The 26,047-nt window shown below is 44.2% G+C and carries 20 protein-coding genes; 14 read left to right on the forward strand and 6 right to left on the reverse strand.

Annotation, left to right across the window (positions count from 1 at the left end; all coding sequences use genetic code 11):
• Positions 1 to 2,508, reverse strand: a complete 2,508-nt coding sequence (gyrA, locus tag V7K41_RS25050) for a DNA gyrase subunit A (protein ID WP_334852572.1) — start codon at positions 2,506 to 2,508, stop codon at positions 1 to 3.
• Between the two features lie 284 nt (positions 2,509 to 2,792).
• On the opposite strand from gyrA, the gene V7K41_RS25055 reads away from it, so the two are divergent.
• Positions 2,793 to 3,191: a response regulator gene (locus V7K41_RS25055; RefSeq protein ID WP_069073372.1), complete on the forward strand. Its 399-nt coding sequence runs from the start codon at positions 2,793 to 2,795 to the stop codon at positions 3,189 to 3,191.
• Between the two features lie 219 nt (positions 3,192 to 3,410).
• Here V7K41_RS25055 and V7K41_RS25060 read toward each other — a convergent pair whose 3' ends face one another.
• A complete protein-coding gene (locus V7K41_RS25060) occupies positions 3,411 to 4,304 on the reverse strand; it encodes a tetratricopeptide repeat protein (protein WP_334852574.1) in 894 nt (297 codons plus the stop codon).
• Positions 4,305 to 4,682: 378 nt separating this feature from the next.
• On the opposite strand from V7K41_RS25060, the gene V7K41_RS25065 reads away from it, so the two are divergent.
• The 8 genes from V7K41_RS25065 to V7K41_RS25100 all read left to right on the forward strand — a co-directional run bounded on the left by V7K41_RS25065 (position 4,683) and on the right by V7K41_RS25100 (position 13,342).
• On the forward strand, positions 4,683 to 5,213 hold the full coding sequence (locus V7K41_RS25065; protein WP_334852576.1) for a hypothetical protein: 531 nt from the start codon (positions 4,683 to 4,685) through the stop codon (positions 5,211 to 5,213).
• A gap of 100 nt (positions 5,214 to 5,313) precedes the next feature.
• A complete protein-coding gene (locus V7K41_RS25070) occupies positions 5,314 to 6,930 on the forward strand; it encodes an efflux RND transporter periplasmic adaptor subunit (RefSeq protein ID WP_334852578.1) in 1,617 nt (538 codons plus the stop codon).
• A 22-nt stretch (positions 6,931 to 6,952) separates the two neighbouring features.
• Positions 6,953 to 8,233, forward strand: coding sequence for an ABC transporter permease (locus V7K41_RS25075; protein ID WP_442943269.1), 1,281 nt, complete (start codon positions 6,953 to 6,955; stop codon positions 8,231 to 8,233).
• A 57-nt stretch (positions 8,234 to 8,290) separates the two neighbouring features.
• Positions 8,291 to 8,962: a VOC family protein gene (locus tag V7K41_RS25080; RefSeq protein WP_334852579.1), complete on the forward strand. Its 672-nt coding sequence runs from the start codon at positions 8,291 to 8,293 to the stop codon at positions 8,960 to 8,962.
• Between the two features lie 176 nt (positions 8,963 to 9,138).
• On the forward strand, positions 9,139 to 9,810 hold the full coding sequence (locus tag V7K41_RS25085) for an ABC transporter ATP-binding protein (RefSeq protein WP_104904902.1): 672 nt from the start codon (positions 9,139 to 9,141) through the stop codon (positions 9,808 to 9,810).
• A gap of 116 nt (positions 9,811 to 9,926) precedes the next feature.
• A complete protein-coding gene (locus V7K41_RS25090) occupies positions 9,927 to 11,354 on the forward strand; it encodes a TolC family protein (RefSeq protein WP_334852582.1) in 1,428 nt (475 codons plus the stop codon).
• A 46-nt stretch (positions 11,355 to 11,400) separates the two neighbouring features.
• Positions 11,401 to 11,688, forward strand: a complete 288-nt coding sequence (locus V7K41_RS25095) for a hypothetical protein (RefSeq protein ID WP_334852584.1) — start codon at positions 11,401 to 11,403, stop codon at positions 11,686 to 11,688.
• Positions 11,689 to 11,755: 67 nt separating this feature from the next.
• On the forward strand, positions 11,756 to 13,342 hold the full coding sequence (locus V7K41_RS25100) for a GMC family oxidoreductase (protein WP_334852586.1): 1,587 nt from the start codon (positions 11,756 to 11,758) through the stop codon (positions 13,340 to 13,342).
• 482 nt (positions 13,343 to 13,824) lie between these two features.
• On the opposite strand, the gene V7K41_RS25105 is transcribed toward V7K41_RS25100, so the two are convergent.
• Together V7K41_RS25105 and V7K41_RS25110 are read right to left on the reverse strand one after the other, a co-directional pair.
• Positions 13,825 to 16,089: a cation:proton antiporter domain-containing protein gene (locus tag V7K41_RS25105; protein ID WP_334852588.1), complete on the reverse strand. Its 2,265-nt coding sequence runs from the start codon at positions 16,087 to 16,089 to the stop codon at positions 13,825 to 13,827.
• Between the two features lie 171 nt (positions 16,090 to 16,260).
• Positions 16,261 to 17,079: a class I SAM-dependent methyltransferase gene (locus tag V7K41_RS25110; protein ID WP_334852589.1), complete on the reverse strand. Its 819-nt coding sequence runs from the start codon at positions 17,077 to 17,079 to the stop codon at positions 16,261 to 16,263.
• A gap of 72 nt (positions 17,080 to 17,151) precedes the next feature.
• Here V7K41_RS25110 and V7K41_RS25115 point away from each other — a divergent pair, with 72 nt between their 5' ends.
• From V7K41_RS25115 to V7K41_RS25125, 3 genes are all read left to right on the forward strand, one after another.
• Positions 17,152 to 17,280 (forward strand): hypothetical protein, encoded by a 129-nt coding sequence (locus V7K41_RS25115; RefSeq protein ID WP_334852591.1) that lies wholly within the window; start codon positions 17,152 to 17,154, stop codon positions 17,278 to 17,280.
• A 188-nt stretch (positions 17,281 to 17,468) separates the two neighbouring features.
• Entirely contained in the window at positions 17,469 to 17,678 is a 210-nt protein-coding gene (locus V7K41_RS25120) for a hypothetical protein (RefSeq protein ID WP_334852592.1), read from the forward strand.
• Positions 17,679 to 17,739: 61 nt separating this feature from the next.
• Positions 17,740 to 19,404 (forward strand): FAD-dependent oxidoreductase, encoded by a 1,665-nt coding sequence (locus V7K41_RS25125; RefSeq protein ID WP_334852594.1) that lies wholly within the window; start codon positions 17,740 to 17,742, stop codon positions 19,402 to 19,404.
• 189 nt (positions 19,405 to 19,593) lie between these two features.
• On the opposite strand, the gene V7K41_RS25130 is transcribed toward V7K41_RS25125, so the two are convergent.
• Positions 19,594 to 19,914 (reverse strand): DMT family transporter, encoded by a 321-nt coding sequence (locus V7K41_RS25130; RefSeq protein WP_334852596.1) that lies wholly within the window; start codon positions 19,912 to 19,914, stop codon positions 19,594 to 19,596.
• 548 nt (positions 19,915 to 20,462) lie between these two features.
• On the opposite strand from V7K41_RS25130, the gene V7K41_RS25135 reads away from it, so the two are divergent.
• Together V7K41_RS25135 and V7K41_RS25140 are read left to right on the forward strand one after the other, a co-directional pair.
• A complete protein-coding gene (locus V7K41_RS25135) occupies positions 20,463 to 21,641 on the forward strand; it encodes a GNAT family N-acetyltransferase (protein WP_334852598.1) in 1,179 nt (392 codons plus the stop codon).
• A gap of 681 nt (positions 21,642 to 22,322) precedes the next feature.
• Positions 22,323 to 23,645 carry a serine hydrolase gene (locus V7K41_RS25140; RefSeq protein WP_334852600.1) on the forward strand — a complete coding sequence of 441 codons (1,323 nt, stop codon included), beginning with the start codon at positions 22,323 to 22,325 and terminating at the stop codon, positions 23,643 to 23,645.
• Positions 23,646 to 23,873: 228 nt separating this feature from the next.
• On the opposite strand, the gene V7K41_RS25145 is transcribed toward V7K41_RS25140, so the two are convergent.
• A complete protein-coding gene (locus V7K41_RS25145) occupies positions 23,874 to 26,036 on the reverse strand; it encodes a cytochrome-c peroxidase (protein ID WP_334852602.1) in 2,163 nt (720 codons plus the stop codon).
• Between the last annotated feature and the right edge of the window lie 11 nt (positions 26,037 to 26,047).

Raw genomic sequence — 26,047 nt, forward strand, 5'->3', positions numbered from 1 at the left:
TTACGATCGCACTTCGGCAACAGTAATGATTTTTTCATCGCGGCTGAGTTGGAGGATGCTTTCACCTTTGACATCCCTACCTAAGAGCGGCACTGTTTCCACAGGTATTCGCACTACCCGCTCCTTATTCGTTACTAAAGCTACTTCGCCAGATGCGATCGCCATAACCATACCAGCTAAGTTATCAGTTTTGCTAGCAAATTTCAGTGCTTGCGTGCCTAAATCGCCGCGATTAGCCGCTCTTAACTGACTCGCAGCCATCCGCTTGGCATATCCCTCTTGAGTAACTAGCAGTAATTGGTCATCTTTACCGACAGTGACACAGCCAACCATTTGCTGATTTTTCAATAGTCGAAATGCTTGTAAACCCATCGCTGTGCGTCCCATGACCGGTAATTGTTCATCATTGACTGCAAAGCGCAACATTCGCCCACCAGAACTAGCTAAAATCAGATGCTCCCCTGGAGTGGTGAATTGGGTAAATGACAATTCATCATCGTCTTTAAGCTTCAAAATCGTGATGCCGCGCCGAGTCAGGTTAGTGAATTCTCCCAGAGACAGACGCTTAATTCTTCCCTGCTTTGTTAGGAGAATCATCTGCCTAGTTTCGAGATTTTCCGGCAGCAAAAAGCGGCTGACGACAGCTTCTTGAGTGCCTTGAGCAGTACTACTGAGCATAGTGATTAAAGGTTTTCCCCGTGGAGAACGTCCAGTGGTTGGGGGAATTTCTCCTACATTCACCGGATATACTTTGCCGCCACCAGTTAGTATTAGCAAGTCTTTCCCTGTGTCAGTCAACACAGTTTGGATAATGAAGTCATTATCGTGTAGACCATTTTCAGCTTTTGACTTTCTCCCAGATGGCTGGGTGCGGCGGACATAACCGCGTTGGGTAAATTCTAAAATCGCTTCCTCTACTGGTTCAGAAGATTTAAGTTCTTCCTCCTCTGCTCCTCTGCTCCTCTGCCCCTCTGCCCCTCTGCTCTGGACTTCTGCTCTGGACTTCTGCTCCTCTCCAATTTTCGTTCGCCGGGGATCGTTGTACTTGCGCTTGAGCGATCGCAAATCTTTTTTCAGCGCCTTCAATAATTCGCGGCGATCGCTTAGTAATAGCTCCAACAATCTAATTTGTTCGCTTAACTGCTCAAATTCCTGCTGTAAATTTTGCTGTTCTAAACTAGTGAGGCGACGCAACGGCATAGCTAGAATTGCATCTCCTTGTACCTCACTCAAATCCAGTTGGCTACAAAGATTAATTTTTGCCGTACTTCCATCGGGAGCTTGGCGCAAAATTTGAATTACTTCATCCAAATTAGACAGCGCTTTCAGCAAACCTTCTACCAAATGCACGCGACTTTGGGACTTACCCAACTCATAATTGTAGCGACGGTTCAGCGTCTCTTCTCGGAATCTCAAAAACTCCTGCAACAGTTGACGCAAACTTAACTGGCGGGGTTGTCCATCCACTATTGCCAGGAGAATCGCCCCAAAGGTCATTTGTAAAGCAGTTTGGTGATATAAATTCTGGAGAACTTCTTGGGGATTGGTATCGCGTTTGAGTTCAATTACCACCCGCATCCCTTCGCGATCGCTCTCATCCCGAAGATCGGAAATTCCTTGCAAGCGTCCTTGATTTACTAAGTCCGCTACCTTCTCGATCCAGGCAGCTTTATTCACTTGATAAGGCAATTCTGTAATGATAATTGCCGTCCGTCGCTTGCTTCCTCTCGCGGCTGGAATTTCCTCTAGAGTTGCAACTCCCCGCAGCAGAATTCCACCTTTACCTGTGGTATATGCTTCCCGAATTCCCGCTTCACCAACTATTTCCCCACCAGTGGGAAAATCTGGCCCTGGAATTAGCTCAAATAATTTTTCATCTGCCAAATCTGGGTTGTCGATTAAAGCAATTAACCCATCGATAACTTCCCCCAAATTGTGGGGTGGTACATTTGTCGCCATTCCCACGGCAATCCCAGAACAGCCATTAAGTAACAAAAATGGCAACTGAGCAGGTAACACTGTTGGTTCTTGCTGGGAATTATCAAAGTTACCGACAAATTCCACAGTTTCTTCACCAATTTCTGTCAGCATTCCCTCATGGCTGATCGGTGCGAGGCGCGTTTCTGTGTAACGCATCGCTGCTGGCGGGTCATTATCGACGCTGCCAAAGTTACCATGTCCTGCCAGCAAGGGATAGCGGCTAGAAAAATCCTGCACCAGCCTGACTAAAGCATCGTAAACTGATTGGTCGCCGTGAGGATGGTATTTACCCAACACATCACCCACTACACGGGCACATTTTCGATAAGGTCTATCTGGTACTAAACCAAGTTCGTGCATTGCATACAAAATGCGCCGATGCACTGGTTTTAAGCCATCACGCACGTCTGGTAGCGCTCGCCCGACAATCACGCTCATGGCATATTCTAGATAAGACCGTTGCATCTCGGTGTGCAGGGCTGTTGTAATTACCTGTCCCGTTGAGAGAAGGTTTAACTGTTTTGCCATGAGTTTTTTCCCTGAAATTTAACTACAAAAAAGCCGATGGAACTCAACACTGCGGCAACCACAGCATAACGGATGAAATGAGATTCATAACAAAATTTTGATAGTCACAGAAGAAAAAGCAGTAGTATCATCCTTGATGACGAAGATGCATATTGACTATTAAAAAGGATGCACACGAGTATAATCTACATAAACTTAGTAGCCATCATACTTACCATGATTGCATTTCTTAATTTTGTATTCTGGAATTCTTGAATTTCCTCACCTCTATAACTAAAATTCTCATGAAAACTGTTTTAATTGTCGAAGACGATCTAATTAATGCTCGTGTTTTTTCCAAAATTTTGTCCAAGCGTGGCGGCTTGGGTGTGAAACACACTGAAAATGTCGAAGAAGTCATTAAAATTGCCCAATCAGGAGAAGCCGACCTGATTTTGATGGATGTTTCTCTCTCCAGAAGTGTTTACCAAGGCAAGTCTGTTGATGGAATCAAGATTACACAAATGTTAAAATCCGATCCAAAAACAGCAAACTTACCTGTGATTCTGGTGACAGCACATGCTATGGAAGGCGATCGCGAGAACTTTCTCAAGCAAAGCGGTGCTGATGGCTACATTTCTAAGCCAGTTGTTGACCATCAACAGTTCGTTGACCAAATCATCGCACTTCTACCCACAGACTAACACTGAGAATTAACGACTTAATTTCAGGAATACTTGCCCGCCAATGTTTTTGGGCAACTAATTCCTGTATTTATCTAGTATAGATGTACTACGAAAAGGTACTGTTAGGCAAGTGGGGAATAGGGAATGGGGAATAGGGAGAATAAAAAATTACCTTCTTTACCCTCTGCTCCTCTGCTCCCCTGCTCCTCTGCTCCCCTGCTCCTTTGCTCCCCACTCCTATTGAGTAGGCTGTTTTCTAGGCGTAGGCGCTGATGATGAGTTTTCTCGTTGCTGTATAGCTGCTTGAATACGTGGTAATTCTAGGAATTTTTTCGTATCAGACAGTAGACGATCGCCCCAGAGATTTTCTTTGAGGAAATTCAAATTAGCATAGCGCGAATCGATACGGAGTGCAGTTTCTCCCAAGGTTAGTCCTTGTTGGCGATCGCCTTTAGTATACAGTGCCACGGCTAAGGCCAATAAAGGTTCTGCGGCTTGTTTCTCAAGGGTTATAGCAGATTGCCATCGCTTAATTGCTTCCGGGATATTACCCTGTTCGTAATTGATTAAGCCAATGTTGTTGAGCGCGGGCCAGAATTTTTTATCTTGGGAAACGGCTTTATCGTACTGTGCGATCGCATCTGGCAATTTACCCATCAGATAGTAAGCATTACCCAAATCAAATAATCCCTCTGGATCGTTGGGTTTTAATTTCAAACCATCTTGATAATTGACAACAGCAGCCTGGTAATTTTTCTGTTGAAAATTCGCTGAACCCAAAGCAAACAAAATATCACCATTTTTAGGGTTGAGAGATTGGGCTTTTTTCAGACTAGCGATCGCCCCATCAAACTCTTTGGATTGCAACTGCAATCCACCTAACAGCAACCACACTTTATCATTCCCAGGAGCCAGTTGACTAGCCAGCCGCGCTCGTGGCAAAGCTAAGTCAACCTGTTGAAACTGAGCTAGTTGAGCCGCCTCTTGTGCCAAGCTCAACCCTTGCTTTTCTAACTTTGTTGCATCTAATTGCAGTGTATGAGGTATTAATGCCTGCGCGTTAGCGGCTTTTGGCATACTCCACAAACTACAGACCATTAAAAGAGAAATCAAACGAACATGTTTAGGCACACTACCGCCTTTAAGCCACTAATCAAAGAATCTTTCAGCTAGCTTAAACGATCTGCGCTGTTGGCGGTAGCAAAATCTTACAAAGAAAGGCAGGAGGTAGGAGGCAGGAGGCAGGGGGAGCAAGGGAAGAAGAATTATTGATTAATGCCCAATGCCCATTAAAAAAACTGATGACTTTGGTCACACATCAGCCTGGAATTACTAGTGACTTTCGTCATACATCGGTTTCAACTTTTTGATCAATAATTATTATGTATGAATTTATACGATGAGGTAAATATTAAACACCTTAATGCCAAAACAAAAACAACTGTCTAAAGATTGCTGAATTCAAACTTCAGCAAAATAGAACTTTAATACAAATAAGGAGTCAATTCCATGTTGAAACCAAGCCGTATATCGATAGTCTTAGCTGCTGCTGCCCTGATCGTTGTTCCTACTCTCTTGACTGCGCCTGCAAGTGCCCAGACGAAAGTCTATGTTGTTGGCGATCGCGATCGAGATTGGGATCGCGACAGCAGATCCAATTCTAGAGACAGGGATGATTGGAACCGTGACGGCAGATCCAATTCTAGAGAAATCAGAAATAGAGACAGGGATAATTGGAATCGTGATGGCAGATCCAATTCTAGAGAAGTCAGAAACTCTAGAGATCGGGATAATTGGAACCGTGACAACCAATTTAATGGCAGAGTAGTCAGACTTGGTAATGGTGATATCAGATATCCCAATGGGCAAATTATTCCTGCTAGATCCATAGTTAGACTGCGCGATCGAGGTTACTTCAGACTTCCTAACGGGGATATTCTTCTTCCCAATCAGGAAATTGTTCCTGCTGGGAGGTTAGTGAGAGTGCGTGATGATTACTTCAGACTTCCTAGTGGATTAGTACTGCAAATAAACCTTTAAAACACTAAAAACTCAAAATCATTGTCAGTATTAGGCTACCAGGCTATAGTTTTAGCCGTGAATAACAGCTCGGTAGCCATTCCTTATAGACAAAATGGATATGAAAATTGATACACCAAATGCCGTAGATTCATCAGTTTTAGTTCCAGAGGTAAAGAAAAAAAAAGGCAGAGGTAATTGGCTCTCTTGGCTAATTGCTCTTTGCCTTTTGGGTGGAATTGGCTATGCAATTTATTACCAAGTAGCCGTTGTTTCCCAGCAACAAGCCAGACGCAGAGTACTGACAAGACCTGTAGAAAGGCAGAGTTTAACAATCACAGTTTCAGCGAACGGAACGGTGAAACCTGAGCGGTCAATCAACCTTAGCCCAAAAAATTCCGGCATCTTGAAAAGCCTGCTGGCGAAAGAAGGAGATATCGTCAAACAAGGACAGATTGTCGCTTACATGGATGATTCCAACCTCCGGGGGCAACTTACCTCCGCTCAAGGACAATTGGCACAAGCCGAGGCGAATTTGCAAAAAGCGATCGCAGGTAATCGTCCTCAAGATATTGCTCAATCACAGGGAGCATTAGACGAAGCCGAAGCGAATCTGCAAAAAGCGATCGCAGGTAATCGCTCTCAAGATATTGCCCAAGCACAGGCACGCTTGCAAAGCGCTCAAGCCGCCCTTCGCCAAGCAGAAGATGATTTTGTTCGCAATCAGCAACTTTACAATGCAGGCGGTATTTCCCTTCAGACTCTCAACCAAAACCGTTCTAATCGCGACAGCGCCCAAGCGAATGTAAATGAAGCACAGCAAGCACTGGCTCTGCAAAAAGCCGGGTCACGTCCAGAAGATGTTGAGCAAGCACGAGCTGTGGTGAAGCAGAGACAGCAAGCTCTGGCACTCCTGAAAGCCGGAACGCGCCAAGAAGATATTAATGCCGCTCGTGCCCAAGTAACATCGGCTCGTGGTTCGCTGCAAAACATCCAAGCCGAAATCAATGACACGATTATTCGCGCACCCTTTGATGGTGTAGTGACAAAGAAGTATGCCGATCCAGGCGCTTTCGTGACACCCACGACTGCCAGTAGTGAAGTAGCTTCTTCTTCTTCTTCTTCAATCTTGTCTCTAGCTTCCACAAATGAAGTTGTCGCCAATTTAGCGGAAACAAATATTTCCAAAATCAGCCTTGGCCAAAAAGTCTCGATTAAAGCAGATGCCTACCCAGGAAAAACCTTTGAAGGTAAAGTCAGCCAAATTGCTGCCCAAGCAATAGTAGAGCAAAACGTCACCAGTTTTGAAGTGAGAGTATCGCTCTCAGACCCTGAAAGACTACTGCGGTCTGGGATGAATGCAGAAGTAGATTTTCAAGTCGGTCAAGTTCAAAATGTTTTAGTAGTGCCAACAGCCTCGGTGGTACGCCAAGAAAATGCTACAGGCGTGTTTGTGCAAGGAAAAAATAACAGACCTGTGTTTACTCGCATCGAGACTGGCGTCACCGCGAATAACTTTACCGAAGTTAAGTCTGGATTGACAGGAGACGAAAGGGTGTTGCTCAGTTTCCCACCAGGATCGCGTCCGCAATCAACACCAAGAGGAGGAGTTTTCCCTGGTCTAGGTGGAGGTGGAGGAGCCGGAGGAGGAGGCGGAAGAGGAGCAGGTGGCGGCGGAGGTCGTTCCGGCGGCAGTTCTGGCGGTGGTGGTCGTTCTCAAGGCGGTGGTTCCCCTTAAAGTTAGTTTTAAATAAAACATTATGTTTAAGATATTTAAGGGCTTTTATAAAGCTAAGAATACCCGTACAGTACCATTGCTGGAAATCTTGACAATGGCGGCAGAGACTCTGTGGAGTAACAAATTACGCACAGGTCTAACTATGTTGGGCGTGATTATTGGGATTTCTTCAGTTATTGCCATTACTTCTGTCGGTCAGGGAGTACAAAAAGGAGTTGAGCAACAGATCCAAGCATTGGGTACAGATGTGATCCAAATCTTGGCGGGTGCGGCAAGAAGCGGGAATGTCCGTCAAGGAGTAGGTTCTAGCAGTACCTTGACTTGGGAAGATGCGAAAGCGATCGCTACACAAGCGCCATCAGCACAGATGGTTTCTGCTTATCTCCAACGGACTGCCCAAGTTGTCTATGCAGGACAGAACACCTCAACAACCATTTATGGCACTGATTTGAACTACCCAGAAGTCAGAAATACTCACCCCCAACAAGGGAGATATTTTACCCAAGAAGAACTAGATACTGCTGCACAGCTTGCCATTATTGGCCCTACAGTTCAAAAAACACTCTTTGGACAGGGTGTAAATCCGATCGGTGAGAGAATTCGGATTCAGGGAGAGGCTTATGAAGTAATTGGGGTGATGGAACCTAAAGGCGCTCAGGGGCCGATGGATCGAGATGACCAGATTTTTATTCCTCTGACTACTATGTCGAAGAGACTAGTTGGGAATAATGCCCTGGTAGGCGTTTCTGTAAGTGGAATTTTAGTCAAAGGCGCGAATCAGGAGCAGTTAGAAGCCGCTCAGTTTCAAGTCACCAATCTCTTACGGCTGCTTCATAACATTTATCCGCCACAAGCTGATGATTTTCGGCTGACTAATCAAGCTGATATTGTTAGTACCTTTACTAGTATTGTGGGTTTATTTACAGTCATGGTGGTAGCGATCGCTGGAATTTCTCTAGTGGTTGGTGGCATTGGTATTGCTAACATTATGCTAGTTTCTGTGGTTGAGCGGACGCGAGAAATCGGGATTCGCAAAGCCGTAGGAGCCACTAATTCAGCTATTCTCAATCAATTTTTAGCTGAAGCGATCGTGATTTCCATTGTCGGCGGAGGTATTGGGATGGTCACTGGGGTTTTATTAGCATTTGTGGCTGCAAACGTTTTCAAGTTTCCGTTTGTAATTTCTTTCTTGTCGATCGTTGCTGGCTTTGCACTCTCGTTAACTGTTGGCTTAATCGCTGGAGTAATTCCAGCACGGAACGCATCTAAATTAGATCCAATCAATGCTTTACGTAGTGACTAAATAATTCAAAAAAAGAAAATTTAAAAATTAAACACTTCTCTGAAAACAGGTGAATATATGCAACTTGAACTAGATCATATCTTTGTCTGTGTTGAACCAGAAGCACCACCAGCAGATATGCTAACTGCTTTTGGACTCACAGAAGGTACTCGGAGAATTCATCGAGGCCAAGGGACTGCAAATGTTTGCTTTTTCTTTGAGAATGCTTATCTTGAGTTACTTTGGCTTTTTGACGCTAACGAAATCCAGTCTCCTCTTGTTCGCCCTACAGGTTTGTGGTCACGCTGCCGTTGGCAAGAAACACAGGCTTGTCCTTTTGGCATTTCATTCCGGTCAACAGCGTCAGATTTACGAGAAATGCCATTTCCTACTTGGGATTACCATGCAAAATATCGGACACCAGGAGCTTCTATTCCGATCGCAACCAATAGTGACAATTTATCAGAACCCTTGATTTTCATTTCACCCGCAACTAAAAAACCTAGAAATTTACCCTTAGAACGGCGACCTCCTTTAGTTCATCAAGTTGGATTTAAAGAAATTACAGCATTACAAGTCACCTTACCCGGTGTTCAAAACTTTTCTGCTGAAGTGAGAACGCTAATTGAGCTTGAATTAGTACAATTTTCACATGGGAATTTTTCCCAACTAGAAATAGAGTTTGATAACGCCAAAGAAGGTAATTCACAATATTTTGGCTCGCAACTACCAATTGTAATTAGATGGTGATTATGGTATTTGATTACGGTAAATATATTTTATTTATTGATAATTTTATATACTAATATTGCAGCTTATTTGCAAATAGCCTGGAGACTAAATTTTAATTATTCGCAGGTTATAGAGTCAATATAATCTCTAAAAATTAATAACAATAACTAACAATTTATCAAGTAAAAATCAATATGCCAACAATGATTTGGATGGAATCTATTACCAAAACCTATCATTTGGGAGAAGTTAGTGTTCCAATACTCAAGGGAATTGAACTCTCCATTGAGGAAGGGGAATATGTCTCAATTATGGGTGCGTCAGGTTCGGGTAAATCTACGCTGATGAATATTTTGGGATGTCTGGATCGTCCGACAACTGGAGACTATATTTTTGAAGGCAGAAACCTGACGACTTTTGATGATGATGAATTAGCGTATATCCGCAACCAAAGAATAGGTTTTGTGTTCCAACAATTTAACCTATTGGCGCGGGCGACAGCATTAGAAAACGTTATGTTGCCAATGGTTTACGCTAACTTGCCTAAGCCAAAACGCCGCGAAAGAGCATTAGAAGCCTTAGAAAAGGTAGGATTAGGTGGACGTATAGCTAACCGTCCTAGTCAACTATCTGGCGGACAACAGCAACGAGTAGCGATCGCTCGTGCTTTGGTTAACCGACCTGCATTAGTTTTGGCAGATGAGCCAACAGGAGCTTTAGATACTGAAACCTCCCATGAGGTGATGAGTTTACTGACTGAACTTAATGACCAAGGGATCACGATTGTGATTGTCACTCATGAACCAGATATCGCTGCTCAAACCCAAAGGATTATTCGAGTTCAGGATGGTTTGATTGTTGGCTAATTTGTTAAGATTAACCTTTTGAGGAGGAATTTAAGATTTAAATCTCTGTAGGTCAATCAGAATAAAAACTTTTGATTATATCCTCAAAAAACCTAATTAATGACTATATCTAGATTATGAATTTCAGCTTATTTTTCGTGCATTCTGCCTGGGTTACTGTCGCGTTCGCGATTTTTCTTCCAACTTTAGTAAGTGCAGCAACTCCCCCAAAAGCACAGAATTCTTCAAGCTCTGTACAAATTCCCGATCGCCTCAATCCCAATCCCAATCCTCTCCAATTTCCGACTAAACCAGAAGAAGTAAAAATTCAGGGAACTGTGCCAATCAGTTTGGCACAAGCTTTGGAACTAGCAAAACGCAACAATCGAGACTTACAGGTAGCTATATTACAGCTAGAACGCAGTCGCTCGGTGGTTCGCGAGGCTCAAGCTGCCTTGTTTCCTACTCTTGGTCTTAACAGTAGCGTGACTAATAGTGGTAATGGTTTTAGTAACAATTCATCTCAAGCGAATTCATCTCAAAACAACACCTCTTTTAATGGTTCAGCCCAACTGAATTACAATCTCTATACTTCTGGGAACCGACAAGCGACTATCCGAGCCGCAGAGGAACAGCTACGGGTAGATCAATTAAATGTTGAAAGTCAGTCTTTGACAATTAGCTTGAATGCCACAACTCAGTACTACGATTTGCAACAAGCAGATCAACAAGTCAGAATTAATCAGTCTGCTGTGATAAATGCCCAGGCTAGTTTACGGGATACTCAAGCCAGAGAACAGGCTGGAGTAGGTACGCGGTTCGATGTGCTGCAAGCTCAGGTGAATTTAGCAAACGCCCAACAACAACTGACTAATGCAATCTCACAGCAGCAAATTGCCCGTCGTCAGCTTGCCACGTTGTTAAGTTTATCGCAGTCAGTTGATATCAGTGCCTCTGACCCTGTACAGTTAGCGGGTCTTTGGCCGCAGACGGTAGAACAAAGTATTGTCCAAGCGTTTCAAAATCGTCCAGAGTTGCAACAGTATTTGGGACAACGTAATATTTCCGAGCAACAGCGACGACAGGCACTTTCACAGCTAGGGCCGCAAGTTAGTTTGGTCGGCAACTACAATCTGCTAGATCGGTATAACGATGGTGTTAGCATTACTGATGGCTATTCAGCAGGAATTCAAGGAAATCTAACATTGTTTGATGGGGGAGTAGCAAAAGCGCGTGCAGATCAGTCGAGAGCTGATATTGCGATCGCAGAGAGTCAATTTGCTACCCAACGCGACCAAATTCGCTTTGATGTAGAACAGTACTATGCTCAATTGCAATCCAATTTAAATAATGTGCAGACTTCTAGTGTGGCTTTAAATCAAGCCAGGGAAGCTCTGAATTTAGCAAGGTTGAGGTTCCAAGCTGGTGTGGGCACTCAAACAGAGGTGATTGATGCTGAAAATGACCTGACAAGAGCAGAAGGTAATCGAGTCGCAGCTATTTTGGATTACAATCGCGCTCTAGCTAATTTGCAAAGATCGGTAACATCTAGGGCTTCGCGCTAAGGTCAAATCATTAAAGAAAAGTTTGCTTAGTACAGCATTTTATTAATTGGTAGCGAATAAAAGAAAGGCAATACAAACCTGCAATGCTAATGTATTGGGATGCATTGTTAATGCATCGGCTTGCATTCGCAAAAACAATCTAGCGACCCTGCCAGGGAGGGAACAAGGCGATGCAAGTGAAGATTTGGACAAGCTTCGAGGTAAGCAAGAGGCAGAAAAAGGGTCAAGGGCTAATTTAGATCGGGTAGTTGGTTACTTACAAGAGATAATGAAATCTGACCCAAATTTTGCACAAGAAGTAGAAAAATTAGCGTCAGAGATTCAGCAGAAATAAATTTCAAGCTTTAACCAATCTTTAAGTTGCAGCTCTTGAAGTAGTTGAATTTACAAGCGAGGATGTGATGACTCAATATGACTATATTGTGATTGGTGCGGGTTCGGCAGGCTGCGTTGTCGCCAACCGGATGACACAAGATAGTGAAACAACTGTGTTATTACTCGAAGCTGGCAACCCAGATACTAAACCAGAGATTCAAATTCCGTTGTCATCCCCAAACCTACCCGGCTCAGAGCTGGACTGGGGATATTTCTCTGAACCAGAACCGTACCTGAATAACCGCAAAATCTTTTGTCCCCGTGGCAAAGTCTTGGGTGGCAGCAGTTCGATTAATTCCATGATTTATATCCGGGGCAATCATCAAGATTATGACCACTGGCAGGAATTGGGGAATCCTGGTTGGAGTTACCAAGATGTATTGCCCTATTTCAAGAAATCTGAGAACCAGCAACGCGGTGCCGACGCATACCACGGGGTTGATGGCGAGTTGAGCGTCACCAATCTTCAAGAAAGTGCTGTGGCATCCCAACGATTTGTAGAAGCAGCCGTGGCAATCGGATACAACCACAATCCTGATTTCAATGGGATACAGCAATCAGGTGCGGGACTTTATCAGTTGACGGTCAAGGATGGTAAACGTCACAGTGCTGCTGCTGCATTCCTGTTGCCAATTCTCAAGCGTCCCAATTTAACAATAACGACAGGAGCGTTAGTGAGGAGGTTATTGTTTGAGGGAACCCGTACCGTTGGGGTGGAATATATGCACGAGGGAACGCTGCACCAAACCAGGGTCAACAAAGAAGTGATTTTAAGTGCTGGTGCATTCGATTCGCCCAAGCTGCTGATGCTTTCTGGCATTGGCGATGCAGAACACCTGCAAGCAATGCGGATTCCTGTCGTCGTTGATTTGCCTGGTGTCGGTCAAAACCTCCAAGACCACTCTCTTGTTCCTGTAGCACACCAGATAATCACCAATCCTGTGGCATCCCAGGTAATTGCTGGGTTACACCCGGCAATTACGAGTAATGGTAACGCTGAAGCCGGATTGTTTTTGCATACCGAAGGTAATCTGGATGCCGCGCCAGATTTACAGTTTTTCTTCGGTCCCATTCTGTGGATATCTCCTGGCCAAACCCTCTCTGGTTTAGGATTCACTGTTACAGTCAGTTTGACTCATCCTCAAAACATTGGGAGTGTCAGTTTGCGATCGCCTGACCCCAAAGACCCACCAATTATTCGGATGAACTTTTTACAAAGTCAATCCGATGTGCAAAAGCTAGTTGCTGGGATTAAAATAATGCGTAAATTGTTTCATACAAGTGCCTTTGATCGGTTTCGAGGTGAGGAAATCAGTCCTGGTGCTGACGTGATTAGCGATGAAGCACTCGAAGTTTACATCCGGGAATTTTGCGTTACGGGGTATCATCCTGTCGGCACCTGCAAAATGGGAACTGACCCAATGGCGGTTGTCGATCCCGAACTCCGGGTACGCGGTGTTACGGGGTTGCGGGTTGTTGATGCATCGATCATGCCAACTCTAGTCGGGGGAAATACGAACGCGCCCACCATTATGATCGGCGAAAAAGGAGCCGATTTAATTAAAGCCGCTCTTAGTTTTTCACAGCAAGTACACAAAGCAATGGCAAACTAATATCATGTCCGGTCAAAGACTTATCATTTAGACCGCAGTTCTTGCTGGGAGCAGGGAGCAGGGGGAAAGAGACTTTTCCGATTTTTGCACAGAGCCGATAATCATAAGTGATTAACCGGACTTGATATAACTCGCTGGCGCGATCGCCTAAGGGACTTCCAATTAAAAAAATAATCAATCGCTGTGTAGGCAGGGGAGCAGGGAGCAGGGAGCAGGGAGCAGGGAGCAGGGAGCAGGGAGCAGGGAGCAGGGAGCAGGGGGAAAAGAAAAATATCATCTGAATAAATTGGGTAATTTATTCTCTGGAAGTCCCTAAAGATAACGATGATTCACAAAACAGAGATTCAGGAAACGCTCAACCGAGATTCCAGGGAGCTAGCTTTTGAAAACACTCAAGCAGGGCTAAAAGCAAAGCTTTACCTCGTCTTCGAGCATTATGCACAACCGATAAAGTTGCCTAAATGCATCTAAGCTTAGAACGACTATGGAGTAGTAATTACCGCTACTGGGCAATGAGCTTTACTCAGAATTGCATCGACTCTATGACCGAAGAAAACGCGACCCGTAACCATTCGGATACTACTCCCTAGAAGAATTAAGTCAACTTCCTGGGTTTGGGCAAATTTGAGGATTTCCCTTTCTGGGCTGCTTCCTTGAAGAATATAGGTTTTGACATCAGCACCCAGATTGCGGCCCATTTCTGCTTGCTGTTCGAGCATATCGTGAGCAATTTCCTTCACTGGAGCTAGCGATCGCTGTTCGTAAAGAATATACTCAACCTGTGGCAAATTAATCACGTTAACGATCATAACTAATGCGCCGGTTTGAGCTGCGATCGTACTTGCCATCTCTAAAGCATTTTTACTATATTCTGTCCCCACCGTTGGCACCAAAATCTTGTTCAACTGTTGTTGAGGGATTTTGCATATCTCGCCTTTCGGTTGGGGTAGATGCGACTTCACCACCATCGTTGCACAAGGTGCTTCTTGGACAACCCGATCTACAAGCAAATTGAACAGTGCTTTCTGGGGGCGGATCTGTTCAGAAGCTCCCAGTACAATCAAGTTATAGCCTTTGTTCGCTTCATTCAGAATTACCTCCGCTTTATTACGTCCTGACTCCGTTTTTGTTTGCAGGGTGGTATCAGCAGGTAACTGCATTTCCTCAGTAACAGCAGCCAGAGCTTGCTCGGCGGCGGTATCTTTAACCTGGGTTGCCGTCATCCGGCGGGCTTTGCTTTGAGGTTGCTTATCACTCAGGGCATATAGAGATGTAACTTCTATCGAATTTTGGTGAGCCATGTAACCGACTAGTTGCGCCGCCAGTTGGATGTTGGGGCCACCACTAGTAGGTATTAAGACACGCTGAATCTGCTTGATAAAGCTGCGGCTATCCTGTTCTTCTTGTTCCAAACGTCGAGCTTCCTCTTCACCCATAACCACTTTTGATAAAGTCCAGCGCAGCATGGGTGGAGCTATTAGGGAAGTGACGATCGCTACCATGACAATAATCGAGTACATCTGTGGATTCAGCACTCCCAAAGATAAACCAATCGTGGCAACGACAATTTCCATTGCCCCGCGAGCATTCATCCCGGAACCCATTGCCAAACCTTCCCAATGACTCAGGCCACCGACGCGAGAACCAAGGTAAGCACCTGTAAATTTACCAACACAGGCAACAACGAGAACAATCAAGCCAAATAGCAACGTTTGAGGGACTAACAGAGCTAGTAAGTTAACTTTCAAGCCCGCAGAAGCAAAGAAAATTGGCGCTAGAAAGCTTGCTGTGAAGACTTCTAGCATGTGTCCAGCTTCATTGCTAAAGCGGCGGGATTGACCTGCCAGAATCCCCAGCACGAAAGCACCTAATGCGGCTTCTAGACCTAATGCGTGGGTAAGTGCTGCTGCTGAGAGCGAAAGAATCAGCACAACCGACATACTAGCGGCGATTCCGCCAACGTAGTCATCAACCCAGCGCAAAATCTGGTCTACGATGGTACGCCCAATTGTGAAGGCGATCGCGAGAAATAATATGGCCGCGCTCACAGAATGGAAAATTGTCCCCAGGTCAAATTTGCCGCTACTAGCTAAACCTGAAACCACAGAAAGTAAAATCCAGCCGATGGTGTCGTCAGTCATCCCAGCAGCTAAGGTAACTTGACCAATGTCACGGCGAATCAGGTTTAAGTCCATCAGCACCTTTGCAATTACTGGTACTGCCGAAATACTCATTGCTGTGGCGATGAACAGACTGAATACTAGCCGCTTTTCTGGGTCGGCTAAAAAACTATCTGGCAATAGCCAGCCCAGTCCAAATCCGGTGATAAACGGGATAATAATTCCGCCCAATGAAATCAACAGAGCCGTTTTACCTTTACGAAGAATCAGCTTAAGATCCGTCTCTAATCCCGTCACAATCAGCAAAAATAACACGCCTAACCAAGAAATCACCGAAAGTAAATTAGACTGTTCTTGACTTTTGGGAAAGATGTGCGCCTGTAAGTCTGGAAGGAGCAAACCAAATAGAGAAGGACCAAGCAGCACACCCGCCAGTAATTCTCCAACAACAGGCGGTAGGTTAATCCGGCGCATCAACTCACCTAATCCCCGCGCTACCAAAAGCAACAGTGACAGTTGTACTAGCACCAACAGCAGCTCGTGATGACCGAGAGGTTTAATTACACCGTCACCTGCTACTTTCTGTGCAGCGAGTACAGGCACTAATATTAGGGACAGGTTTTGCATATAAGCGTCCACAGGTTGGATTACAATTTTTCAAGGGGCTGCTTCAAGTAAATCTGAAAATATTTACTTCTACATCGGTCTAGGAGATTAAAGTGTGATTGTGATTATTAACAGCAAGATTATCATGTGCGATCGCCCTCATGTGTCAGTTCAGGAGCAAAGCTCATCAACTTATTTTCGAGCGCGAACAAACAACTTTGTAGTATCTTCCCAAATACCTCGATCGGTTGCTAGTTGCTCAATTTCTGCTTTGTATTCAACTTGCAACTGATTTAATTGTTCTGGTGATAATGTTGACAACAGGGGATTACCTTTAAAATTTATCTTAATTGCTGTCTCAGATAATCTGTTATCCCTTAGAGGGCGATAACGTCCTGATGGTTCAATCTTAATTTTGATATCTCTAAAACCTGCCTGATTGAGCAAATTACGACATTTTTCTGGAGTTCCCAGTGGTTCAAGGATATGTGGTAGCGATACACCCAAAACCCTAGTGCAGATCCTCTGCAGAAGAGATGCCATAAAAGCAGTTTCGGGAGGACAGGTGAATGCCACAAATCCTCCGGGTTTTAAGAAGCAATACCACTTTTTTAAAATAGCGATTATATCAGGAAAAAGTACAATTGCCTCACAGCAAAAAACAACATCAAAACTACGATCGCTAAAGTTGAAATACTCTGCATCCGCCTCAATCAACTCGATATTTTGTAATCTTGCTGTTGCAATCTTAAGTCTTGCTTGATGCAACATTCCAGGGGTCATGTCAATTCCAATCACGTAGCCCTCTGAACCAACTTTTTCAGCTGCGGGTATCGCAACTAAACCTGTTCCAGTCGCCACATCAAGGATTTTCTGTCCTGAATGTAGTGTCACAAATTCAAGTAGAAGCTTGGCTTCTAGAGGATGGCGAGTATCTTTCTCATGGTCATAAGTTGTTCTACTACCATAAAATTCTTTTAGTTGCTGCTTATAAATATCCAGATCGGTCATAGCCAAATGTTAAATTTTCTCCACTTTATAATAACTCTTGTTGCAATATTGAGTTGCTTGCTGCTGAATCCAATGACAGCACAAGCCGCGACTAGTGCGATTGCTGTTTACGACCAACGCATAATCCACAGTCCAGATGATTTCCCAATACCTCAATGGAAGGAGTGCCCTGCTGCCTTCTTCAATCCAATTTCAGATTAACGTGAATGACCCAAATAGTTTTATGATTCTCTACGAAAGCATATTTGAAATTATTTAGGTCTACTACCAAAATATTCTCAAGCTCATTCTGAAACATGGTGAAAGGTGAATTACCGAAAGTTGATTTGTGCAATACTGGTTTTGAACCTTCTTCCAGAGTCAAATAAAGTACAGGGAGATGCAAAAGTATGGTTGAACACGCATTTCATGACCAACTGAGTTTAGAGGAACAAACTGAAAAACTCGGAAAGCAAGCAGTAAAGTTGGGTTTGATTCCCAGCTTTGTGGTACATTACTTTCCTGATACTTGGGTATTTTATATACCCAATGAAAGTCAATCGGAACCTCTGACACCAGAAGAGGCATACTTTCGTTTAAAGCAACTGGTTAAACAGTAGATATTTTGACGACTTTTTGAAGACAACAGCTAGACACTGCAATTGTTAAGTAACAGTAGTTATGGCAAAACCAGCAATTTTAACCGTCGATGACGATCCAGAAGTGTTGCAAGCGGTGTCACGAGACTTGCGTCATCAGTATGGCGATCGCTTCCGCATTGTTCGGGCAGATTCAGGTATCACGGCTCTGGATGTGGTACAGCAACTAAAATTGCGGAATGAAGCAATTGCTTTATTTCTAGTGGATCAACGTATGCCCCAAATGGGAGGCGTAGAGTTTCTAGAACAAGCAAAAGGCATCTTTCCCGATGCGAAACGTGCCTTGTTGACGGCTTATGCAGATACGGATGCTGCGATTAAATCGATTAATAGTGCCAGACTTGATTATTACTTACTCAAGCCTTGGAATCCACCAGAAGAGAGACTATATCCGGTTTTAGATGATTTGCTAGATGACTGGCTAGCTGGATTCCGCCCACGCTTTGAAGGCATTCGAGTCATTGGTAATCGCTGGTCGCCTTTTTCACATCAGGTGAAAGACTTCCTAGCACGTAACCAGATTCCATACAAGTGGTTAGATATTGAACTGGAGCCGGATGCCGCAAAATTAGTGGAATACTCACAAGCTGATGGCAGACAACAATTGCCATTGGTGCTGTTTCCCGATGGTTCCCGGTTAATTCAACCATCTAATTTAGAGATTGCCGCCAAAATTGGACTGCAAACTCAGGCAGAGCGCCCCTTCTATGACTTGGCGATCGTGGGTGCTGGCCCTGCCGGACTGGCAGCCGCCGTCTATGGTGCTTCTGAGGGATTGAGTACTGTCTTAATTGAGCGTGAAGCGCCAGGAGGACAAGCCGGTACGAGTTCGCGGATTGAGAACTATTTGGGGTTTCCTGTTGGCTTGAGTGGCAGTGATTTGGCAAGGCGGGGAGTCACCCAAGCGCGGCGATTTGGGGTAGAAATTCTCACTCCTCAAGTCGTAAGTGGGGTTCGACTAGAAGATCCTTATCGGATTCTGCAATTAGCAGATGGTAGCGAGATTAGTTGCCATGCACTTTTAGTTGCAACAGGCGTTTCCTACCGTTGGTTAAAGGTTCCAGGAGCAGAGAAGCTCACAGGAGCAGGAATTTATTACGGTGCTGCCATGACTGAGGCGATCGCCTGCACCAACGAAGAGGTTTACTTGGTAGGCGGGGCAAACTCTGCTGGACAAGCAGCAATGCATTTTTCTAAGTATGCCAGCAAAGTGATTATGTTGGTGCGGGGAGAGTCACTAGCATCAAGTATGTCCCAATATTTGATTGACCAAATTGCCGCTACAGAAAATATCCAAGTTTGCACAAGTTGCAGCGTCGTGGAAGTCAAGGGAGAAGAATATTTAGAAGCAATTGCGATCGCCCATGCCAACACTGGACAAACCCAAACCGTGTCAGCGCGATCGCTGTTTATTTTCATTGGTGCTAGCCCCAAAACTGATTGGCTCGATGGCGTTATTCAACGCGATACTCAGGGGTTTATCATCACAGGGCCAGACTTGATGCATAATGGCAAATCTCCTCGTGGTTGGCCTTTGGAACGCTCTCCTTTCTTATTAGAAACCAACATTCCCGGAATCTTCGCAGCCGGAGATGTCCGCTATGGCTCAATTAAGCGGGTGGCATCCGGTGTGGGAGAAGGTTCGATCGCCATTCAATTTGTTCACCGCTACCTAAGTAATGTTTAGCTAAAGCAGCGAATACTAAGCTGTGTAAAATCTACAAACCCTCTCCCCTGCTCCCTGCTCCCTGCCCCCTGCCCCCTGCCCCCTGCCCCCTGCCTCCTGCCTCCTGCCCCCTGCCCCCTGCCCCCTGCCCCCTGCCTCCTGCCTCCTGCCCCCTGCCCCCTGCCCCCTGCCCCCTGCCCCCTGCCCCCTTCATTGACTTGCGTTGATGCCAATTACCCCGATGATGATTAAGGCGATCGACACAAGTTTGATTAACGTGGCAGATTCCTGAAACCAAATAATACCAATAAGAGCAATTAGAATAGTTCCCAATCCAGCCCAGACAGAATAGGCGACACTCACTTCAAGTCTCTTGAGGGCAAAGGTCAAAAAAGTAAAACAAAGTCCATAGAAGACAAATATTAATATTGAAGGAACTATTTTAGTAAATCCCTGCGATAATTTCATGCAAGTTGTGCCTGAAACCTCAAAAAGGATTGCTAATATAAGGTAAATCCAACTTGTTGACATATTTTTTGTAAGTGGTTTGTTAAGAGCAACTCGCCCTAAAAATAGAATAAACAGTCTTGAAGTAACTCATGAAAAATTTTTACAAGTATAATCTCAATTCTCCATGAAGATGCTTTGGGAGCAAGGCGTAGCCGAGGGTAAATATATGCAGCCTCACAAAGAACCGATCTAAGTAAATACAGTTCAGAATGAGCAACAAAACCCAAATGTAGAGACGCGATTTATCGCGGATTTATCGCGTTTTGAAAGACTAATTATCTACACCAATAACCCTTAATTGAACATATTACACTTCTTGCATAAATCAAAAGCCCTCATGACTCCCCTTCTCCCAATATTGGGAGAAAAGAGTTAGGGGATGAGGGCGAATTTTGCATTTGTGCAAGAGGTCTATTGATTGCGATACAAGTATTCCAACATTTAAAACCAAATGTGCAGTAGTATAATTGAGGCTGATTCCGGGGCTTTATGGCGATGAAATTGCTTAAGCATTGGGGCAACGTCTGCTGTAGTATGATTGTGTTTTTGTCCTACTAATGGTATAAGAGATGACGGCTCAATTTGAATACAGTACTCTTGCCGATCCAAAGGATATTCAGCAGCTAATATATATCCTTGAGCAGTGTTTCATCACCGGAGGTGGTGGCGAGGAAGCTTATATCAATCTCATTGGCGTAGAAAATTTCCGTATTATTCGGGGATTTGGGCAATTAATTGGTGGATTGGCAACTCTGGATATGGGTCAGTGGTGGGGTGGTGTGCGTGTACCAATGACAGGAATTGCCGCTGTGGGTATTGCTCCAGAATACCGTGGTTCGGGAGCAGCGATCGCTCTCATGCAGCAGACGCTCAAGGAACTTTATGCTAGAGGTATACCGCTCTCTGCTCTTTATCCAGCTGTGCAAAGCTTGTATCGAAAAGTCGGGTATGAGCAGGGGGGTAGCTGGTGTAATTGGGAAGTTTCTACTAAGAGTATCCAAGTACGAGAGCAACCCCTACCTTTGCAACCAATAGTGAGTATCAATCATCAAGTTTTTCATCAACTATATCAGCAGCAGGCGAGACTAACGCATGGATATTTAGACCGACATCGAGCAATCTGGGAGCGCTTAATCCAGCCAGATGAGAAAGAAACATTTTACGCATATTTTATCGGTACAAAAGAGAAACCCGAAGGCTACATCCTCTTCAGTCAACATTCAAAAGAGGATGGTCCAATTTTGCGAATCAAAGATTGGGTAATTCTCACAGTTGCAGCTGCACAAACATTTTGGTCTTTTCTTGCCAGTCATCGCTCCCAAATTGACCAGGTGCGATGGAGGAGTTCTGCAATTGATTCCTTGACATTGCTGTTACCAGAGCAAACTGCCAAACTCAAGCATACGATGCGTTGGCTGCTGCGGGTAGTAGATGTAGTCAAGGCGCTGGAGATGCGGGGTTATCCATCGGAAATTCAGGCTGAACTGCACTTAGATATTCAAGATAATTTGCTAGATGCAAACAATGGTAAATTCATTCTTTGTGTTGCCAATGGACGCGGTGAAGTTACAAAAGGTGGAAAAGGTGAGTTGCAGCTAGATGTCCGAGAACTAGCACCACTATATACAAGTTTGTTCTCTCCCTACCATTTGCAAATAGCCGGAAAACTGCATGGGACAGAAACCGCTATTTCAGCAGCTACGCAAATATTTGCAGGTAGTTCTCCTTGGATGGCTGATTTCTTTTAACCTGATACGCTTTAAAAGTCTTTACTTTCTCTGTGTAAAAAACACAAGGGACTTCCAAGTAAAAAAAATATCCAACTTTTCTTATAGGGTGGACATCTTGTCCGCTCTTATTTATGGGCGGGCGAGACGTGATTGGTGTCAACTTAAGCTGAAATAACTAGACTTCTTGCATGAATCAAAAGCCCTCACCCCCTAATAATCATGTCCGGGTAAAGACTTATCATTTAGACCGCAGGGAGCAGGGGGAAAGAGGCTTTTGGGATTTTTGCACAGATGCGGTAATCATAAGTGATTAACCGGACTTGATATAACCCCTTCTCCCAACATGGGAGAAGGGGTTAGGGGATGAGGGCAACACCTATGTCCACACACCCATAAACAAGTAGTAGTAATTTATTTATTGGTAATCCCTAAGTTGGAAACATAATTAATCCTTCGCTCGTCCTGACGCTAGATTAACAATTTCTGTTGTTGTCAACTCACACCACAAATAAAACTGTCAGCGATTTACTTTTAATAAGTAATGATGATTTATCGTGCTTATCTAATCCCAAATATCATCTGGTAAAAATAACTCAACGGGATTTATGACTTTTTCTCCGGAAGTTCAGCACAGTTATCAGAAAACAATCTAAGTAAACCTGATTAGTCGATCCTTACTTGCACACCCACATTCACAACATGAAATCACATCTACTGGCGATTGCTTTAAGCAGTTTGGTTCTAGTTGCAGGACAAGCTAAAGCGTCACAATTACAGTCTTGGTACTATGATTCTAGCCAAAATCAATTAGACTTAACTACCACTTCGGGAATAGAACCAAAAGCCTTTTTATTAGATAATCCAAATCGATTGGTGATTGACTTACCTGGAACTAATTTTAATTCCGATACTGTCAAACGAAGTTTTGGGAAAGCGGTGAAAGAAATTCGTCTCGGCAAACCAGACTCTCAAACCACTCGTTTTGTCGTCGAGTTAGCTCCTGGTTATGATGTTACTTCCCAAAATATATCAATTAAAGGAGATTCTCGTTCTCATTGGATTTTCAAATTCAATTCATTTAACCGCCAAAGTAATCCCGTTGTGGGAGAAAACAGAGAAGATATTGCCATCAAATCCACAGATGCATCGACATTTGCTGGAGTTGTGAATCTTGGTCAAGAGATGGTTGGTATCACTTCTCAGATTCGCAGTTTGTTAGCAAGTTATAAAACATTGAATCCGGGAATTTTTTTCTTAGATTTATCTACAGGTAATTATATAGATATTAATGGCGAAAAAAGATTTGCTGCTGCCAGTACAATCAAATTTCCTTTATTAGTGGCTCTTTTCCAAGAAATAGATGCAGGTAGAATTAAACTCACCGATAAATTAGTGATGCGGCGCGATTTAAAGGTTGGCGAATCTGGAATTATGCAATACAAACCCATCGGCACTAAATTTAGTGTCCTGGAAACTGCTACCTTGATGATGACAATCAGCGATAATACCGCCACAAATCTAGTTCTCGATCGCTTGGGTGGTGCCGCAAAAGTTAGCCAACGTTTTCGCAGCTGGGGATTGCAAAATACAGCACTTCGGAATCTACTTCCAGACATCGGTGGCACAAATACAACTAGTTCTAAAGATTTGGTCAGATTGGCGGCGTTAGTTTCTAATAATCGTTTGTTATCCCCAACTAGCCGCGATCGAGTTTTAGGCATTATGCGCCATGTCAAAACCAATAGTTTACTCCCAGCTGGTATCGGTCAAGGAGCTACGATCGCACACAAAACTGGTACATTGAGATTTGTCATTGGTGATGCGGGTATTATTCAAATGCCCAACGGCAAAAGCTATTTAGCAGGTGTTTTAGTGCAAAGACCAAACTACGATCCCAAAGCTGGAGATTTTGTCCGTGAAGTTTCCAGAAGAGTCTATAATTACCTAGACAATACCAAAGTTAGCAATATACAACCGATACTTGGCGATGCCTCCGGCGGGCTACGCCTACGCACTCCTTAGTCAAGCGATCGTAACTACTAGTCCACCACATCAACTTTGGCGGGTGAATAAGTTCGTAGTAAAGACTTTAGTCCTGGATTTTTAAGCACGCTTTGTGCTGACTACAAACTGATCGTATTTAGTGGGACAAACTACCACTACTATTGCACTAAATCGCAAAAATAGGGACGTACAGCTGTACATCCCTACATATCTATCTGTATTCAGGTATTTTGTCGTGAAATGAGATTAACTCAGGAAATTTGGTGTACCACTATTACCACTCCTACCAACAGCAGGAATTTCCACTGTGTCATCTTTAGCTTTACCAGTGCCGTCATTGACAACGTAATTAGAGTTACCCACATGTCCATTAGGGATAAACAATTGTGGATGGTCAAAGGGCGCTTTATCATACCGAACTCGGTCATCAGTCAGCCCTTTTAAAAAGGCGACCAATTCCTGTTTTTCTTGTGATGACAGATTTAGCGGCGGAAGTACTCCAAAATCACCACCACGATTGTAAAAATCAATCACTTGCTCTAGAGTCGCCTGACCTCCATTGTGGAAGTAGGGAGCAGTGAGTTCCACATTGCGAAGTCCAGGTGCTTTGAAAGCTCCGTTTGCAAACACAGTTTCACTGGAATTCAATGGTGGACTAAGGGTTGGGGGGTTTTCGCCAAGGAGATCCTTAAATTTACCCAACTGAGCCAATCGTGCCTCTGAAAGCGGATAACGTTGACCGTTATTTTGCAATCCGTCATAACCACCCAAACCACGGTCGTCTGTGGGCGGTCTGACACCGATATTGAAGAACCCATTGTCTTCAGGGGAGTTTGGAGGGAACGGCGCACGTTTGATTCGTCCTTCTTTAGCCACGCTGCTCGCTGAAGCCGCTGTTAATTCTACTCCAGTGTGGCAACCAATACACAGACCTTTGCCCTCAAACAGTCCTTTCCCTCGTTGTTGCTGCGCGGTTAAGGCGTTGGTGTTTCCTTCCAAGTAGCGATCGTAGGGCGTATCATTGGCAATGAGCGTAGACTCGTACAACTGAATTGCCAGCCCAAAGAATAGTGAGAAGTTGTACTCTAGCAATGTATACTCATTAGTCTGCAAGGAGCGATCGGGCCTTTTGACAATATTCCGTTTACCGTCAGAGTCAACTTGGATGAGGCGAGTAGAATTCCACCACTCCGGCTTGAAGGCATCTTGAATCATCTGCTCGTATGTTTTATCTTTAAGTCCAGGTTGAGGCGATCTACTATCTTTACCTAAAACGCTGTCTTGTGGATGCACAATCTGTTTAGCTAGCGGTCTAAGAGGTAATAACTTTTTCGCAAGTTTTCGGGGGAGCTTTTTACCCTTACCAGCGGTGAAAGATATTCTGTCAATTAGCCCCAACTTATCACTCCCGAACTTATCACCAATTTCTTGAAAACTGCGACCATCTGCGGATGACTCAAAGGAACTGAGTGGCGGCCCGACAGCTTGAGATGCCAAAGACGAGTTCTTGAGGCTGACTTTCACAAATTCTACCCTAATTGGGTTTATAGCCTTGACAACAGCGGCGTTAGAATCTCTTAAACCGAAGGGATTCACCCCATTAAAGATATTTTGTGCCCTTCCGTCCCAAAAGTTGCGGAAGTTGAATGCAGCATTAATCACGGTTGGCGTGTTACGCGGCTCGACACGACGCACATTGATACCTCCGACATTAAACACCGGATCTGGCTCGGTTGTAACTTTGTCTTCTGCATTTCCAGGTGTGACATCCACAAACTTCGTATTAAAAATCCCCTGAGAAGAACTGACATCGTTACGGTCAGATACAATAGTCTTAGGATCGTTTGGGTTTGACAGCTTGTGGAAGGGAAAATCTTCTGGTTTAAGCTGATAGTTTGGTAGTCCGCCGACATTAAAAACTGAATCTGGATTCTCTGTACCATCGGCATTGACCCGCAAAAGCCCAGGAGCAATCTGATTTTTGGATCTGTTGTCGGCTCCAGCATGGAAGTGACAACTAGCACAGGAGGTCTTTCCATCGCTCCCAACCTGCATATCCCAAAAAAGAGTCTTTCCTAACTTGATTGCAGCTGTTTTATCTGCTACGAAGTCTCCAAGATTATCAGGTTCTGGAACCGATACGCTTTTGAGCGAAACTGGAGACGGGCCTGTAACTGCTGATACAGTATTTCCGGCTATTACTGCTACCAGAATAATGGCAGCAATTGTTATAGTCCTTAAAAATCTCGATCTCAAGTAGTTAGGCTTGCTATATCTGAATTTCCACTCTTGCCGCTTTATTTTTGTCACTAAAGATTTGAGCAAAAATCGACCTCTTGAGGTCAGCAATAAGTAACTTGATAATACAGTGATAAAGATTACTAAGCTGATTATGGGTATAATTCCCATAGTTGTTTTCT

The organism is Nostoc sp. (genome assembly GCF_036917415.1).
GTDB lineage: Bacteria > Cyanobacteriota > Cyanobacteriia > Cyanobacteriales > Nostocaceae > Nostoc.